This is a genomic window from Spirillospora sp. NPDC048824 (genome assembly GCF_043198455.1).
Lineage (GTDB): Bacteria > Actinomycetota > Actinomycetes > Streptosporangiales > Streptosporangiaceae > Spirillospora.
On sequence record NZ_JBICUS010000003.1, the window covers coordinates 207,829 to 223,533 of the forward strand.

17 protein-coding genes are annotated in these 15,705 nt (G+C 73.4%); 6 read left to right on the forward strand and 11 right to left on the reverse strand.

The window, feature by feature from the left end; translation table 11 throughout:
- Positions 1–90 precede the first annotated feature (90 nt).
- From trpA to ACGFIS_RS07405, 9 genes are all read right to left on the reverse strand, one after another.
- Positions 91–903: a tryptophan synthase subunit alpha gene (gene trpA, locus ACGFIS_RS07365; RefSeq protein ID WP_392909087.1), complete on the reverse strand. Its 813-nt coding sequence runs from the start codon at positions 901–903 to the stop codon at positions 91–93.
- Positions 900–2,135, reverse strand: coding sequence for a tryptophan synthase subunit beta (gene trpB, locus ACGFIS_RS07370; RefSeq protein ID WP_392909089.1), 1,236 nt, complete (start codon positions 2,133–2,135; stop codon positions 900–902). The genes trpA and trpB overlap by 4 nt, the downstream gene beginning before the upstream one ends.
- Positions 2,136–2,266: 131 nt before the next feature.
- Positions 2,267–3,073, reverse strand: coding sequence for an indole-3-glycerol phosphate synthase TrpC (gene trpC, locus ACGFIS_RS07375; RefSeq protein ID WP_392909091.1), 807 nt, complete (start codon positions 3,071–3,073; stop codon positions 2,267–2,269).
- 140 nt (positions 3,074–3,213) lie between these two features.
- Positions 3,214–3,654 carry a DUF2752 domain-containing protein gene (locus tag ACGFIS_RS07380; protein WP_392909093.1) on the reverse strand — a complete coding sequence of 147 codons (441 nt, stop codon included), beginning with the start codon at positions 3,652–3,654 and terminating at the stop codon, positions 3,214–3,216.
- Between the two features lie 90 nt (positions 3,655–3,744).
- Positions 3,745–4,410 carry a response regulator transcription factor gene (locus tag ACGFIS_RS07385; RefSeq protein WP_392909095.1) on the reverse strand — a complete coding sequence of 222 codons (666 nt, stop codon included), beginning with the start codon at positions 4,408–4,410 and terminating at the stop codon, positions 3,745–3,747.
- Positions 4,407–4,994 (reverse strand): Trp biosynthesis-associated membrane protein, encoded by a 588-nt coding sequence (locus ACGFIS_RS07390; protein ID WP_392969947.1) that lies wholly within the window; start codon positions 4,992–4,994, stop codon positions 4,407–4,409. Before ACGFIS_RS07390 ends, ACGFIS_RS07385 begins: the two co-directional genes overlap by 4 nt.
- A 13-nt stretch (positions 4,995–5,007) precedes the next feature.
- The gene (gene hisI, locus ACGFIS_RS07395; protein ID WP_392909099.1) at positions 5,008–5,391 is read right to left on the reverse strand and encodes a phosphoribosyl-AMP cyclohydrolase; all 384 of its coding nucleotides are present in this window, start codon (positions 5,389–5,391) and stop codon (positions 5,008–5,010) included.
- A 156-nt stretch (positions 5,392–5,547) separates the two neighbouring features.
- Positions 5,548–5,754 (reverse strand): cold-shock protein, encoded by a 207-nt coding sequence (locus ACGFIS_RS07400; protein WP_018657218.1) that lies wholly within the window; start codon positions 5,752–5,754, stop codon positions 5,548–5,550.
- 251 nt (positions 5,755–6,005) lie between these two features.
- The gene (locus ACGFIS_RS07405; RefSeq protein ID WP_392909101.1) at positions 6,006–6,683 is read right to left on the reverse strand and encodes a TIGR03085 family metal-binding protein; all 678 of its coding nucleotides are present in this window, start codon (positions 6,681–6,683) and stop codon (positions 6,006–6,008) included.
- A gap of 185 nt (positions 6,684–6,868) precedes the next feature.
- On the opposite strand from ACGFIS_RS07405, the gene ACGFIS_RS07410 reads away from it, so the two are divergent.
- The 4 genes from ACGFIS_RS07410 (at position 6,869) to ACGFIS_RS07425 (ending at position 12,485) form a co-directional block, all read left to right on the forward strand.
- A complete protein-coding gene (locus ACGFIS_RS07410; RefSeq protein WP_392909269.1) occupies positions 6,869–8,692 on the forward strand; it encodes an ABC transporter ATP-binding protein in 1,824 nt (607 codons plus the stop codon).
- A complete protein-coding gene (locus ACGFIS_RS07415) occupies positions 8,689–10,545 on the forward strand; it encodes an ABC transporter ATP-binding protein (RefSeq protein WP_392909103.1) in 1,857 nt (618 codons plus the stop codon). Before ACGFIS_RS07410 ends, ACGFIS_RS07415 begins: the two co-directional genes overlap by 4 nt.
- A 97-nt stretch (positions 10,546–10,642) precedes the next feature.
- A complete protein-coding gene (locus ACGFIS_RS07420; protein WP_392909105.1) occupies positions 10,643–11,914 on the forward strand; it encodes a hypothetical protein in 1,272 nt (423 codons plus the stop codon).
- Positions 11,915–12,011: 97 nt separating this feature from the next.
- Positions 12,012–12,485, forward strand: a complete 474-nt coding sequence (locus ACGFIS_RS07425; protein WP_392909107.1) for a hypothetical protein — start codon at positions 12,012–12,014, stop codon at positions 12,483–12,485.
- A gap of 38 nt (positions 12,486–12,523) precedes the next feature.
- On the opposite strand, the gene ACGFIS_RS07430 is transcribed toward ACGFIS_RS07425, so the two are convergent.
- The gene (locus tag ACGFIS_RS07430; RefSeq protein ID WP_392909109.1) at positions 12,524–13,150 is read right to left on the reverse strand and encodes a hypothetical protein; all 627 of its coding nucleotides are present in this window, start codon (positions 13,148–13,150) and stop codon (positions 12,524–12,526) included.
- Positions 13,151–13,274: 124 nt separating this feature from the next.
- On the opposite strand from ACGFIS_RS07430, the gene ACGFIS_RS07435 reads away from it, so the two are divergent.
- Both ACGFIS_RS07435 and ACGFIS_RS07440 read left to right on the forward strand, forming a co-directional pair.
- The gene (locus tag ACGFIS_RS07435; protein WP_392909111.1) at positions 13,275–13,640 is read left to right on the forward strand and encodes a hypothetical protein; all 366 of its coding nucleotides are present in this window, start codon (positions 13,275–13,277) and stop codon (positions 13,638–13,640) included.
- An 18-nt stretch (positions 13,641–13,658) separates the two neighbouring features.
- A complete protein-coding gene (locus ACGFIS_RS07440; protein WP_392909113.1) occupies positions 13,659–14,834 on the forward strand; it encodes a winged helix DNA-binding domain-containing protein in 1,176 nt (391 codons plus the stop codon).
- Positions 14,835–14,885: 51 nt separating this feature from the next.
- Here the strand turns inward: ACGFIS_RS07440 and ACGFIS_RS07445 are convergent, their stop codons facing one another.
- Complete coding sequence (locus ACGFIS_RS07445) at positions 14,886–15,506, reverse strand: hypothetical protein (RefSeq protein WP_392909115.1); 621 nt, start codon at positions 15,504–15,506, stop codon at positions 14,886–14,888.
- Between the last annotated feature and the right edge of the window lie 199 nt (positions 15,507–15,705).

Genomic DNA, 15,705 nt, shown 5'->3' on the forward strand with positions numbered 1-15,705 from the left:
GCGAGCATCGAATCGGCGGCGCCCGCGGGCGTCACGGGGACGCCGCGGAACGCCCGCGGGAACGGTGATTCCCCGCCCCCGCGGACGCGGTCAGCGGCCGGAACGGACGCCGGCCGCCAGCTCCTCGGTGAGCGCCCGCACGCCGGCGAGCCCGGACGCGAGATCGGGGGCGTCCAGCAGGCGGCGGATGAACGCCGAACCGACGATCACGCCGTCGGCGAACCCGGCGACCTCCGCGGCCTGGGCGCCGCTGCCGACTCCGAGCCCGAGGCCCACGGGCAGGGACGACCCGCCCTTGTCGATGATCGCCCGCGTCCGTTCCACCAGGCGGGGCGCACCTGTGTCGACGGCGGAACGGGCACCGGTGACGCCCATCAGCGACGCCGCGTACACGAACCCCCGGCACACCCCGGTGATCTTCTCGATGCGCTCGTCGGTGGAGCTGAGCGCGACGAGGAAGACCCGGTCGAGATCGTGGGCGTCGGACGCCTCCAGCCAGGCGCCGCCCTCCTCGGGCGTCAGGTCCGGGGTGATCAGCCCGGCGCCGCCGGCCGAGGCCAGGTCGCGGGCGAACGCGTCGACACCGTGATGGTCGACGGGATTCCAGTACGTCATGACGAGCGTCGGGACGCCGGTCGCCGCCACGGCCTCGACCGTCCGGAACACGTCGGCGACACGGATGCCGCCGACGAGCGCCTGGTGCACCGCGTCCTGGATGGTGGGGCCGTCCATCATCGGGTCGGAGTAGGGCAACCCGATCTCGATGGCGTCGCAGCCCGCGTCGACCATCGTCTTCGCGGTCGCGATCGCCCCCTCGTAGGTGGGGAAACCGGCGGGCAGGTAGCCGACGAGCGCGGCCCGTCCCTCGGCCCTGGCCTTGTCGTAGGCGGTCTGGACGGTCACTTTCCCTCTCCTTCGGGCATCAGGCCGAAGAAGGTGGCGGCCGTGTGCATGTCCTTGTCGCCGCGCCCGGACAGGCACACGACGATCACGGCGTCCGGGCCGGCGGCCTTCGCCAGTTCGGGGCCGACCTTGAGCGCGCCGGCCAGCGCGTGCGCGGACTCGATCGCCGGGATGATGCCCTCGGTGCGGCACAGCAGCGAGAACGCCTCCATCGCCTCCGCGTCGGTGATCTCGCGGTACTCGGCGCGGCCGGAGTCGTGCAGCCATGAATGCTCGGGGCCGACGCCGGGATAGTCCAGGCCCGCGGAGATCGAGTGGGTCTCCATGGTCTGGCCGTCGTCGTCCTGCAGCAGGTAGGTCCGCATGCCGTGGATGACGCCGAGGGTGCCGCCGGCGAGCGTCGCGGCGTGCCGGCCGGTCGACACGCCGTCGCCGCCCGCCTCGAACCCGTACAGCCGGACGGCCTCGTCCGGGACGAAGGCGTGGAAGGTGCCGATCGCGTTGGAGCCGCCGCCGACGCAGGCGACGACGGCGTCCGGGAGGGCGCCGGTCAGTTCGAGGCACTGCCGCCTCGCCTCCACTCCGATGATCCGCTGGAAGTCGCGGACCATCATCGGGAACGGATGCGGGCCCATCACGGAGCCGATGCAGTAGTGGGTGTCGTCGACGGTGGCGACCCAGTCGCGGAACGCCTCGTTGCAGGCGTCCTTGAGGGTGCGGCTGCCGGTCCGCACCGGGACGACCTCGGCGCCGAGCATCCGCATCCGGGCGACGTTCAGGGCCTGCCGCTCGGTGTCGACCTCGCCCATGTAGACGGTGCAGGTCAGGCCGAGCAGCGCCGCGGCCGTGGCGGTCGCGACGCCGTGCTGGCCCGCGCCCGTCTCGGCGATGATCCGGGTCTTGCCCATCCGCCGGGTGAGCAGCGCCTGCCCCAGCACATTGTTGATCTTGTGGGATCCGGTGTGGTTGAGGTCCTCGCGCTTGAGCAGCACACGGGCGCCCGCGTGCTCGGAGAAGCGCTTCGCCTCCGTCAGCAGGCTCGGGCGGCCCGCGTAGTTCGCGAGCAGGTCGTCCAGCTCGGCGGTGAAGGCGGGATCCTGCTGGGCGGTCTCGAACTCGCGGGTCAGCTCGTCCAGCGCCGCCATCAGCGCCTCGGGCGCGAACCGCCCGCCGAAGGATCCGAAATGGCCCGTCGCGTCGGGCACGGCACCGCGCGCGGTGTCGATGGTCATGAGAAAACGCGTCCTGTCATACGAGAAGGGGCTTGTGCGTCACTGGCTCAAAAGCCCCGCCATCGCTCCCGGAGCGGCTCCACCTGCATGCCCGTACCCTATCGGCTCATTGCGAGAACGGCCGCACCACGTCAGCCGCTCTGCCGCAGCGCCGGATGAGCGCCGGCGGCGACCAGATCGGCGACCGCCGCACGCGGATCCCTCCCGATCACCAGGCTCTCCCCCACCAGCACGGCGTCGGCGCCATTGGACGCGTAGGCCAGCAGGTCGTGCGGCCCCCGCACCCCGGACTCGGCGACCTTCACGACGTCCTTGGGGATGAGCGGCGCGACCCGCGCGAACACCCCGCGGTCGACCTGCAGCGTCCGCAGATCACGCGCGTTCACACCGATGACCTTGGCGCCCGCCTCCACCGCCCGGACGGCCTCCTCCTCGGTGTGCACCTCCACGAGCGGAACCAGCCCCATCGACTCGGCCCGCTCGACCAGCGACACCAGCGCGTCCTGCTCCAGCGCCGCGACGATCAGCAGCGCCATGTCGGCACCGTTCGCCCGCGCCTCCCACAACTGGTAGGAGGTGACGATGAAGTCCTTGCGCAGCACGCAGACGCCCACGTTCGCGCGGACCTCCGCGAGGTCCTCCAGGCTCCCGCCGAACCGGCGCCGCTCCGTCAGCACGCTGATCACCTTGGCGCCGCCCGCCTCGTAGTCGCGGGCGAGCGCCGCCGGGTCGGCGATCGCGGCGAGCGCTCCCTTGGACGGGCTGCTGCGCTTGACCTCGGCGATCACCGAGACCCCCGGCCCGCGCAGCGCGCCGAGCGCGTCCCGTGCGGCGGGGGCGGCGGCCGCCTTGTCCTTCAGGACGTCGAGCGGAACCTCACGCTGCCTTCCGGCGAGATCGGCTCGGACGCCCTCGATGATCTCGTCCAAAACGCTCAAGGTCGCAGGCCCCCTATTTCAGGTCGTTCCGTGCACCGATCGTAGCCGCTGGCTCTGTTCATCCGAGGGGCGACCCCCAAGACCCCGGCTATACGGCACGGGTCTCCCCGCTCCGCTCCGGTGGGCTGCGGAGGGGCGGGTCAGGGGGCCAGGGCCTGGGCGAAGGGCAGGTTGCGGACGACCCAGTAGACGGCGAGCAGGGCGATGAACGAGTACGCCACCGCGGGTCTGAACAACCTGGTCCGCATCGGGTCGCCGCGCGCGGCCAGCAGCGTCCACCGCACGTACAGGTAGCCGAAGACCGGCAGCAGGACGAACAGCAGGGGGTTGAGCCCGAACGCGGCGCCGACGTCCCCGTGCGTGAGCGCGTGGACGAGCCGCGTCATCCCGCAGCCCGGGCAGTAGTACCCGGTCATGAGCAAGAACGGGCAACTCGGATAGTGCCCTGCCTCATTGGGGTCCCGGAACGCCACGAGAAGGGTCGCCGCGGCGGCGCCGCCGAGCACCATCGCCTGCGGAAGCAGGGCCCGGCCGCGTCCCCTGGTCGGCGGCGGGTGAGGGTGGGCGGGCGAGCGGGTCACGCTGCCAGCCTAGGTCAGGCGGGCACGCCGCGCAGGCCGGTGCGGGTCCGGCAGGGCACCGCGGCATGAGCGGCGCAGTTCAGGCGCAGCTCAGGCGTCCAGGACGTAGCCGACGCCGCGGACGGTTCTGATGGGGTTGCGTTCGCCCAGTTTGGCGCGGAGCTGGGCCACGTGGACGTCGACGGTGCGGCTTCCGGCGCCGGCGCCCGGGCCCCAGGCGGCGTCGAGGAGCTGTTCGCGGGTGTGGACGCGGCCGGGGCTGCCCATCAGGAATTCGAGGAGGTCGAATTCGGTGACGGTGAGGGTGACCCGGCGGTCGCCGATGACGGCGACGCGGCTGCGGGGGTCGAGGGCGAGGGGGCCGGCGCGCAGGGGGCCCGGCGCTTCCGCGGGGGCGCCGCGGCGGAGTGCCTCGGCGACGGCGGCGACCAGGACGCGGGGGCCGAAGGGGCGGTCGACGCGGTGCTCGCCGAGGGCGCGGGCGATGGCGGGGTCCAGGGGGCCGGTGACGGCGATGACGGGGGCGGGGCGGGCGGCCTCGGTCACGCGGTGGTACAGGTCCGCGGGGAGGGCCGAGGCGGACAGGTCGAGGACGACCGCGTCCGGGCGGCTGCGCCGGGCCGCCGCGGGTGCGCGCGCGGGGTCGGCTTCGATCTCGACGTCGAAGCCTTCGCGGGCGAGGTAGCGGCGTTGCAGTTCGGCGACGGCCGGGTCGTGCTCGGCCACGAGGACGAGCCCGCCGCCGTCGGTGTTCACGGCCGGCCGTTCTTCTGGGCGGTGGGGTCCTCACCGCGGTCGAGGGTCTTCCACATGGCGGACGGGTCGTCGTCCCCGGCCGCCGGCCGGCGCGGGGCCGCGCGTTCGTAGCGGGCGGACATCCCCGGCCAGCGCGCGCCGCGGACCGCGGTGACGAGGCCTCCCACGGCGAGGACGACGCCGCCGGCGACGGAGACGAGCCACCACAGGCTCACGTCGACGGCGGGGTCGCCGCCGAAGGTCAGCAGGGTGCTCTCGTCGCCGGCGGCTGACAGGACGTTCGAGCGCCGGACGGCGGCGGCCGACGCGTAGGCGATGCCGGCGCCGAACAGGGCGATGAGGACGCCGACGCCCGCGCGGACACGGCCGCGGGTGGCGAACAGGGCGGCGAGCCCGGCGAGCCCGGCCAGGCCGAGGGCGCCGGCGGCGCCGCCGAGGTCGCCGCCCGAGAGGTTCCGGGTGAGCGGGGTGATGGCGCCCTCGGCCGCGACGGTGGCCCAGGTGCGCCCGGCGGCGAGCAGGGCCAGACCCGAACCGGCGGCGCACAGCAGGGCCGTCAGGCCGCGTTCACGCCCGGGGGTCATCGTGCGCGCCCGGTCATACGGCGGCGTCGGGTCGTTCTCCGACCACGGCGGGGAGGACGTCGGCGTCCCAGCAGGTGCGGTCGCCGGTGTGGCAGGCGGCGCCGACCTGGTCGACCTTCACCAGGATCGCGTCGGCGTCGCAGTCCAGCGCGACGGACTTGACCCACTGCTGGTGGCCGGAGCTCTCGCCTTTCACCCAGTACTCCTGGCGGCTGCGCGACCAGTAGGTGCAGCGGCCGGTGGTGAGGGTGCGGTGCAGGGCCTCGTCGTCCATCCAGCCGAGCATGAGCACCTCGCCGGTGTCGTGCTGCTGGGCGATGGCGGGCACGAGACCGTTCGGGTCGCGCTTCAGCCGGTCGGCGATCTCGGGGTCCAGGCCGGAGGGTCGAACTGACATGGGTCCGATCCTATGGCAGCGCCGCCGCGCGGCGGATGCGGGTGACGCCCGCGGCGACGCCGTGGAACGAAGACGCCGTGGAACGAAGACGCCGTGAAACGAAAGGGCCCGCCTCCCCTGGCCGGGGGGACGGACCCAGACGTACGACTACGGGTGTTACAGGGGGACGACCTGGTCAGCCTGCGGACCCCGGTTACCCTGCGTCACCTCGAACTGGACGCGCTGGTTCTCGTCCAGCGTGCGGTATCCGGAGGACTGGATGGCCGAGTAGTGCACGAAGACGTCCGGCCCGCCGCCGTCGACGGCGATGAATCCGAAGCCCTTCTCGGCGTTGAACCACTTCACGGTGCCCTGCTGGGGCATGTCTTTCTCCTTGCGGCAAAACCTGGGCCCACACCTCGCGGGCCCGTGCGGTCGCTGCGGCACGCTCTCGCCCCCCGTACGGTCCCGGAAAAGCCAAAACGCCCGCTGCCATCAGTCCGCGGGCGTCTGGACAAACGATCGAGAACCACGACTGCAACCGACCGCCCCACCGTATCACCGGTTCCACGCAAAGCGGAGGAGCAACAAGGGACGTAGTTCTTCTCCTGGCGAACCCCGCCGTTACCTGCCCGTTAAAGACTCCAACCGGTCTCGGTCAGGGCCTTGACAGCGTCCGTCGCCCCGGTGAGCCGCACCCTCGCGACGTCCCGGCGGCCCAGTGTCCACAGGACCAGTTCGCCGGCGGGACCGTGCACGCGCACGGCTCCGCGGGCGCGGCGGCCGCGCCCGGACACGCGCACGCTCCTTCCGTCGGGCTGGACGAGCGTTACCTCGACCTGAACCTTTCTTAGGACAAAGCGGGCAATTCTTATCCGCCGCCAGAGCACTTCCTCAAGTTCCGGCGAGATGTCCCGCGGCTCCCAGTCCGGAGCCGCGCGCAGGATGTCCTCATGGTGCACAAAGAACTCAACGCCGTTGGCGATTTTGTCCACGCCGGGAAGAGCGTACGGCGAGAACTTCGGCGGCCCCTGGCGGAACCGTTCCACCAGCTGGTCGAACGGGACGGCGCGGGCCGTCCGGCGCCGTACGCGCTCGGTGTAGAAGGACAGCGGTGACAACAGGATTCCCGGGGCCGCGTCGAGGCGGCGCTCGCGGACGACCAGATGGGCGGCCAGGTCGCGGGCGTCCCAGCCGGCGCATTTCGTGGCCGCGTCCGGCCCCGCCTCCGCAAGGGCTGCGGCCAGCAGCAGGCGTTCGCGGCGGACGGGATCGGGAGCGGACGGGGCCGGGCCGTCCTCGGGCGTGCTCATCGGCTGATCGTAAGCCGCGGCGGGCCGGCCGGGAATAAGCGCGGGTGCCGGATCGTAGGTGATATTCAGGCCCGCACTCCCCCACGGCCCCGTGCGCGGGGGGCGTTCCCGGGCGCCGCCGTGTTCGAGGAGTCGCCGTGCCACCTGCGTCCAGACGCGTCAACCCGCGGGTCCTTCGCGACGGGATGGCCGTCCTGTGGGTCGCGGTGAAGGCCGAACCGCGGGTGTTCACGGTGTCGGTGCTCGCCAGCGTGCTGTACGCGGCGATGACCGTCGCGAGCGCCCAGGTGCTCGGCTGGGCGGCCGAGGAGGTCGTGCTGCCGGCGTTCGAGTCCGGGGACACGACGGCGGGGGCGCTGGCCGCGGCCGCCACCGCGATCATGGGCGTGGCGCTGCTGAAGGCGATCGGCGTCGCGGGACGGCGGTTCTACGCCGGCCTCATGCAGTACCGGCTCCAGGCCGAGTACCGGCGCTCGGTGACCCGGCAGTACCTGCGGCTGCCGCTGGCGTGGCACCACCGGCATCCGGCCGGGCAGCTGCTGTCCAACGCCAACGCCGACGTGGAGGCCGTGTGGGCGCCGATCGCGCCGCTGCCGATGGCGGTCGGCGTGGTGTTCATGCTGCTGATCGCGGCGGTGTCGATCCTGTTCACCGACCTCGTCGTGGCCGGGGTCGGGTTCCTGGTGTTCCCCGCCATCGCGCTGATCAACGTCGTCTACCAGCGCCGGCTGTCACCGGTCGCGACCCGCGCGCAGCAGCTGCGCGCGGAGGTCAGCGAGGTGGCGCACGAGAGCTTCGAGGGCGGCCTGGTCGTCAAGACCCTCGGCCGGGAGGAGTCGGAGACTAAGCGGTTCACCGAGCGGGCGGAGGCGCTGCGCGACGCGAACGTGGCGGTCGGCCGGATCCGCGGGCTGTTCGACCCGGTGCTGGAGGCGCTGCCCAACCTGGGCGTCCTCGCCGTCCTGCTGATCGGGTCGATGCGGGTGGGGTCCGGGGCGATGTCGCCGGGCGACCTGGTGAACGTCGCGTACCTGTTCACGCTGCTGTCGTGGCCGGTCCGGGCGCTCGGCTGGGTGCTGGGCGAGGTGCCGCGCAGCGTCGTCGGCTGGGAGCGGGTCCGGGGCGTCCTGGACGCGAGCGGGTCCCTCCCGTACGGGGACGGTTCCCTGGACGGTTCCGGCGGGGCGACCGCGCTGGAGGTCCGGGAGGTCCGGTTCGCGTATCAGCCGGGCGGCGGCGAGGCGGCCGGGGACGGCGCCGGCGCGGCGGAGCGGCGCGTGCTCCACGACGTGTCGTTCGCCGCGTCGCCCGGACGGACGATCGCGGTGGTCGGCCCGACCGGCTCGGGCAAGTCGACGCTCACCTCGCTGCTCGTCCGGCTGGTCGACCCGGCGGACGGATCGGTGCTCTTGGACGGCACGGACCTGCGGGACGTCGAGCGCGGCGGGATCGCCGCGACGGCCGCGCTCGTCCCCCAGCAGACGTTCCTGTTCGACGACACCGTGCGGGGCAACGTCACCCTCGGCCTGGACGTCCCGGACGAACGCGTCTGGGAGGCGCTCCGCCTCGCCCAGGCCGAAGGGTTCGTCGCGGCGCTCCCCGGCGGGCTCGACACGCTGGTGGGCGAGCGGGGGGCGACGCTTTCGGGCGGGCAGCGGCAGCGGCTCGCGCTGGCGCGGGCCCTGGTGCGGCGCCCCCGGCTGCTCGTCCTGGACGACGCCACGTCCAGCGTCGACCCGCAGGTGGAGGCCCGCATCCTGCAGAACCTCCGGGACGCGCAGTCCGGCGGCGGGGACGGCGGCGCGACCGTCCTCGTCGTCGCCTACCGCAAGGCGACGATCGCGCTGGCCGACGAAGTCGTCTACCTGGAGCACGGCCGCGTCACCGCACGCGGCGCGCACGCGGAACTGCTGGAGAGCTCCGAGGGCTACCGCAACCTCGTCAACGCCTACGAGCGGGCCGAGGCGGAACAGGAAGCGGTCGAAGGCGGCGAGGGGGCCCTGGCATGACGATCACGAAGAGCACCAAGGCGGGCGGTCCGGGCCCGGACGGCACGCGCCCGGACACCACGCGCCCGGACACCACGGGGCTCAGCGAGACCTCGACGACCGAGGGCGCGATCAGCACGCTCAAGCGGGGAATCCTGCTGAGCCCCGAGTTCATGATCGGCCTGACCGGGACGCTGCTGCTCGCGCTGGTGTCGACGGCCGGGCGCGTGGTGGTCCCCATCGCCGTCCAGCAGACGATCGACAAGGGCCTGGGCGGGGCGGGCGGCCCCGACATCGGCTTCATCCGGTCGGCGGTGCTGCTGTGCGCGGTGGCCGTGCTGGTGACGGCCGTGTGCGCGTACCTGATGAACGTCCGGCTGTACAAGACGTCGGAGGGCGGCCTGGCGGAGCTGCGGACCAAGGCGTTCCGGCACGTGCACGACCTGTCGATGCTCACCCAGAGCGGCGAGAAGCGGGGCTCGCTGGTGTCGCGGGTGACGGGCGACGTCGACCAGATCAGCCAGTTCATGCAGTCGGGCGGGCTGATGTTCATCGTGTCGATCGGGCAGCTGTTCGTGGCGAGCGTGCTGATGGTCGTCTACTCGTGGCAGCTGGCCCTGCTGGTGTGGCTGGCGTTCCTGCCGCTGGGGTGGGCGCTGCGCCACTTCCAGCGGATCCTCTCCGCCGCCTACATGGGGGTGCGGGAGCGGATGGGCGACATGCTGGGCGCGGTCAGCGAGTCGGTGGTCGGCGCCGCGGTGATCCGCGCGTACGCGTCCGAGGAGCGCACCGGGCGGCGCGTGGACGCGACCGTGGAGGCCCACCGCCACGCCCAGACCCGCGCCCAGGCCATGGTGGCGCTCACGTTCCCGGTCAGCGAGCTGGTCGCCGCCGCGGCCACCGCCGGCGTCGTGATCGCCGGGACGCTGCTCGGCATCGCCGGGCAGGTGTCGGCCGGTGAGCTGGTCGCGTTCCTGTTCCTGGTCACGCTGTTCGTCAGCCCGATGCAGACCGCCACCGAGGTTTTCAACCAGGCGCAGAACGCGATCGCCGGGTGGCGGCGGGTGCTCGGCGTGCTGGACACCGTCCCGGACGTCGCCGACCCGGGCGACGGCGGCGAGACGCTGCCGCGCGGCCCCATCGAGGTGGAGTTCGAGTCCGTGGGGTTCGCCTATCCGGGCGGGCCGCCCGTCCTGCACGACGTGAGCGCCGGCATCGCGCCGCGCAGCCGCGTCGCGATCGTCGGGCAGACGGGGTCGGGCAAGACGACGTTCGCCAAGATCCTCACGCGGCTCATGGACCCCGTGTCCGGGCGGGTCCTGGTGGACGGCGTGCCCCTCGACCGCATCCGGTTCTCGTCCCTGCGCGAGCGGATCGTCATGGTGCCGCAGGACGGTTTCCTCTTCGACGCCTCGCTGGCGGACAACATCCGCTACGGGCGCCCGGACGCGTCCGACGAGGACCTCGTCCTGGCCCTGACCGAACTCGGCCTCGCCGACTGGCTCGACGGCCTCCCCGGCGGCCTGGCCACGCCCGTCGGGCAGCGCGGCGAGTCGCTGTCGGCGGGTGAGCGGCAGCTCGTCGCACTGGCCCGCGCCTACATCGCCGACCCGGACCTCCTCGTCCTGGACGAGGCGACCTCCGCCGTGGATCCCGCGACAGAGGTGCGGATCCAGCGGGCACTCGACGGGGTGACCCGGGGCCGCACCGCGATCTCCATCGCGCACCGGCTGTCCACGGCGGAGGCGGCCGACGAGATCATCGTCTTCGACGCGGGACGGATCGTGCAGCGCGGCTCCCACGCCGACCTCGTCGCCGAACCGGGCGTCTACGCCGACCTCCACGGCTCCTGGATCGCCCAGCGAACCCTGTGACCGCGACCACCGGGGAACGGGGCCGGCGGGTCGCTCCCCTGCGCAAACACCGCTAAAGGACTTGCCCGATATCTGTTCTGGTGCGCATTCTGCTGGGGTGAGCAACGGAGTCGTGTTGGAATCGGCGGGCACGCTGCACGGTCAGCTGCAGCGGGGGCTCGGGAGGGCCGCGCGGCGCGCGGCGGACAAGCGGGGCGCGGGCGAGTACGTCTACGACTGCGTCCGGCGGGACCCGCGGTGGGACCGCCAGTGCGAGTCACGGCGGCTGTACTACGCCCGGTTGATGGTCGATCTGGAGATGTCCGCGGAGCCGGTCGCGGCGCACCTGTTCGACCCGTCCGACCAGGTCGACGGCGACGACTGGCGCGTGGACCTGGCGCTGGGCGTGCTGGCGGACCTGGTGCGGCTGAGCCGGCGGGAGGCGGCGAGACCGCTGCGGCGGTACGCCGAGGAGGGCGCGCAATGGTTCGACGCGGTCGAAGAGCTGGTCGACCTTGCGGATCCGTCACTGACCATCGGTTTGGACGAGCTGGTCGCCGCCCGGTGCGACGACTCCGATCTGGCGCTGCTGATCCCGGCCCACCACAACGCCGTGATCGAGACGTGGGCGGCGCGGCAGCCGCGGATCGCCGAGGCCCGGGCGCGCCAGCGGGAGGCCGGCAGGGCGGCGCGCAGGGCCATGGTCGCGGCGCCCGGCCGGGACCGGCAGAGCGAGGACGAGCTGCTGGACCTGGCCAGGCGCCGGGGCGAGGGCGCCATCGCGGCGATCTTCGAGCTGGGCCGGCGGCGGACGCTCGCGCTGCTCGACCTCGCGGAGGAGCTGCTGCCCCGGGGCGACCACGACGCGGGGCCGAGCAGGTACGGCGGCGCGGTGCGCCGGGCGCTGCGGGAGTACGGGCCGGAGACGGTGCCGCGGGCGCGGGCGTGGGCGGCGCAACGCGGCGGCTGCGCGGACATGGGGCTGAGCATCCTCGCCCGCTACGGCACCCGCCAGGACGTCCCGCTGCTCATGGACGAGCTGCGCACGGCCCTCGACCGGCGCGAGTGGCGGGCCGCCGCGAACCCCATCGAGGGGGTCGGGCGGCTACGCGCCGGTGAGGCCGTCCCGCTGCTGAAATCCGCTTGGACCGAATCCACCTACGCTTTCCTGAGACCGCGAATATTGACCGCGCTGACCCGGACGGCCCCGCACACGGCCGAGTCCTACACCGTCGAGGGGCTGTGGGACTGCGAGGAAGGGGTGCGGCGCGAGGCCGCGCGGTTCGCCCCGCTGACCCGCGAGACGCGGATCCGGCTGCAGCGGCTGCATCACGACACCGCCGAGGAACCCGACGTCCGCACCGCGGCCGCCGCCCGCCTGATGACCTGAACCGTCCGCCTGACGACCTGAGCCGTCCGGTGAACCTCTCCGGGGCGGGGCGCGTATTCACCTCCCGAATCGCGCATCTCACCCCGGAGGATCAGCGATGGGTTCCCGACACCACCTCGTCCCGAAGAAGCAGGCGCTGCTGTGCGCCGCCGCCGCCCTGACACTGCCCCTCGCGGCAGGCTGCGGCGGCGCGGACGCCTCGGACGGCAAGAGCGCGAAGCCGGCCAGCCTGAAGGAGCTCGCCGAGCAGACGGACTGCTCCGTGACCGGCAAGCGGAAAGTGGCGGACATGGAGCAGGGGAACTGCAAGAACGACCTCGGCCAGTACGTCCTGCTCAGCTTCACCACCGACAAGAACATGAACGCCTGGCTGGAGGAGGCCAAGCCGTGGGGCGGCGTGTACCTGGTCGGCGCGCGCTGGGTGGTGGTCAGCAAGGAGAAGACCCTGCAGACGATCCGCAAGGACCTCGGCGGCAAGATCGTGCACGGGGACTCCCACAGCTGGGGCAACGAGTCCGGCGAGAAGGGCTCCGGCGGGCACGGGTCCGGCGGCCACGGCTCGGGCGGATAGCGTCCGGCGGGCAGCGGTCTCGCGGGGCCGGGGACGGGTCAGAGGGCGCGCGTGTCGTCCTCACCGCACACCAGCAGGGCGCCCCAGCGTTCGAGGGCGGGCCCGGTGCGCGCCAGGACGCGCCGCGCGGCCAGGCCGCGGCCGATCATGCCCGGGTGCCACAGCGGATGCCCGGGGCCGTCGACGACGACCCTGACGGCGGCGACCGGCCGGGAGCCGGCCCGCGCGGCGACCACGGCCGACTCCATGTCCGCCACCCGTGCGCCCTGGGCCGCCAAGACCGCCCGTTCCTTGCCGCGGACGACATGGCCGGTGGTCACCAGCGGCCCGACCTGCACGCTGAGACCGTCCCGGATGAGCTCCCCGGCGAGCAGGTGCGGCGCGCTGCACGGCACCGGGGCCGTGTCCGGGCCGGTGCCGCGGATCTCGTCGGCGACCAGGACGTCCCCCGGCCGCAGCCGCTCGTCGAGCGCGCCCCCGAAGCCCATCGTGACGAGGGCGGCGCAGGAGTCCGGCAGCCGGCCGGCGTACCTGGCGCGGTAGCCGACGACCACGACCGGCGTGCGGGCGAGGCCGCGGCGGACCGCGCGGGCCTCCAGGCGCAGCGCCGCGCACACCACCGGCCCCACCATCGGCCGTGACTCCACGGCATCGTCACTGGTCACGTCCCCAGCGAAACACGATGTCACCTGGAGGTCCAGCTCCGTCACCGTGGGGTGCCACATCCGTCCCGCGCGAATACGGCTTCCGGGGGGCGGCGCCGGACGGCGGTCCCCTTAGACTCCCCGCATGATCTCCTTTTCCCTCCGGCGGAAGCTGGCCGTCGTCCCGTTCGTCCTGCTGCCGCTCGGCGCCGCCGCCGGGTGCGGCGGCGAGAACGCCACCACCGAATGCGGCCTGAACGCGTGCACGGTGACCTTCGACCGCGGCGTCGAGGCGAGCGCCTCCATCCTCGGGGTCAAGGCCGAGCTGGTGAAGGTCGAGGGCCAGCTGGTCACGCTCAAGATCGCGGGACAGACCGTGACCGTGCCGGCGGGCGAGGGCGAGCAGGCCGAGGGCTTCGACGTCTCGGTCCAGTCGGTCACCCAGGACCAGGTCGTCGTCAAGATCTCCAGCGGCGGTGGCGGCGAAGGTGGTGGCGAGGGCGGCGGCTGACCCGGCTAGTATTCGCTCATGCGTTCGATCAACGTGGCGGAGCGCCGCGCCCGGCTCGGTCTCCGCCACCGCCTGTCCCCCCTGTTCAGGACGGACGACGTCGCCGACGTCGCACGGTCCATGGTGGTGCTGCACGCCACCGACCCGGCCACCGTGTTCCTGTCGGTCGCGGCGCGCAGCGTCGACGCCGCCCCGGAGGCGCTGGAGCGGGCCCTGTACGACGACCGGACGCTGCTGCGGATGCTCGCGATGCGCCGGACGATGTTCGTCGCGCCCGTCGAGCTCGTCCCCGTCCTGCAGGCGTCCACGGCGAACGCCCTGGCCGCCAGGCAGCGCGCCGCCTACGCCCGGATCATCGAGCGCGGCAGCGACATCCCCGACGTCCCCACCTGGTTCGCGGAGGCCGAGGAGGCCGCGCACCGGGCGCTGCTGGCACGCGGGGAGGCGACGGGCGCGCAGCTCGGCGCGGCCGTGCCCCGGCTGCGGACGCAGGTCGACCCGGCCCCCGGCAAGTCGTACTCCAGGCCCACGAACGTCACCACGTGGATCCTCGTCACGCTCGGCTGTGAGGGCCTCATCGTCCGGGGGCGCCCGAACGGCACGTGGGTCAGCAGCCAGTACACGTGGTCCCCGGTGGAGGCCTGGCTGCCCGGCGGCATCGAGGACGTCCCCGCCGCGTCCGCCCGCGCCGACCTCGTCCGGCGGTGGCTGCGGGCGTTCGGCCCCGCCCCGGTCTCCGACCTGAAGTGGTGGACGGGCTGGAACGCCGGTGACGTCGGCAGGGCCCTCGCGCTCCTGGACGTCACCGAGGTCGACCTCGGCGGCGCCACCGGCGTGGTCCTGTCGGACGACCTGGACCCGGTGCCCGCCCCGGACCCGTGGGCGGCGCTGCTGCCCGCCCTCGACCCGACGCCGATGGGCTGGCGGGAACGCGGCTGGTTCCTCGGCGACCACGGCCCGCGGCTGTTCGACAGGAACGGCAACATCGGGCCGTCGATCTGGTGGGACGGCCGCATCGTCGGCGGCTGGGCCCAGCGCAAGGACGGCGAGATCGCCGTGCGCCTGCTGGAGGACGTCGGCGCCGACGCGGAGGGCGCGATCGACCGTGAGGCGGGGCGCATGTCCGCCTGGTACGGCGACATCCGCGCGACCCCCCGGTTCCGCACCCCCCTGGAACGCGAACTCACGTCCTGACCCGGAGCGCGGGCCCGCGGCCTGACCCGGAGCGCGGGGCCACCGCGCGGGTCAGGCGCCGTAGGGGCCGTGCAGGACGGCGGCCCTGCGCCTGGCGCCGCCGCGGCGGACGAGGGTGACGACGAAGGCGACGGCCGCGAGGGTCCCGAGGCCCATCGCGCCGAGGATGGCGAACCCCAGGTAGCCGTGGACGGTGTCGTCCGGCGTCACCAGGATCGGGCCTGTGGTGCCGCGGCACCGGAACATGGCCGTCCCCGACACGGGCGCCTCGAACGTGGCGGTGTAGCGGTAGGACGGGTGCTCGGCGGCGCTCCAGGAGTTCTTCCTGGTCAGCTGGATGGGGCCGGTCCGCTCCCCCACCTCGACGGAGCACGCGAAGGGGGAGGACTCGCCGATCCGCACGTAGATGAAGTAGCCGTACCCGTCCGAGAGCCGGACTCGGACCCCGGCGACGGGGTCTCCGCTCGCCGACGGGCCGTCCGCGACCTTGGAGTCGTCCCACAGGACCGCGAACACGGTGAAGAACCCGGTGATCGCCACGAGGATGAGGACGACGGGCAGGGCGTACCAGCCGGCACCGGGGCTGATCTGCGGCGCCGGGGTCCAAGACGGGCCCGCCTGACCCCGCCCTGTGGGCGGCGGTCCGATCGGTGGGTTGGACCCGGGCCACATCAGTGTTCCCCCCTGCAGAGCCGGTTGTGCGGAAACGCAACGATCCCAGACAAGTTTGCACGCCGCCAGGGACGCCTTTGTCAGGGACTGCCGATCGCCGGGTTCGGCCGGGTCTCCATTGGGCCGCCGGCATGCCCGGCCTTGGCCGTTCGCCGGGGGGGTGGCGATTGCAGGCGGCCGGAACGGATACCTTACTAGG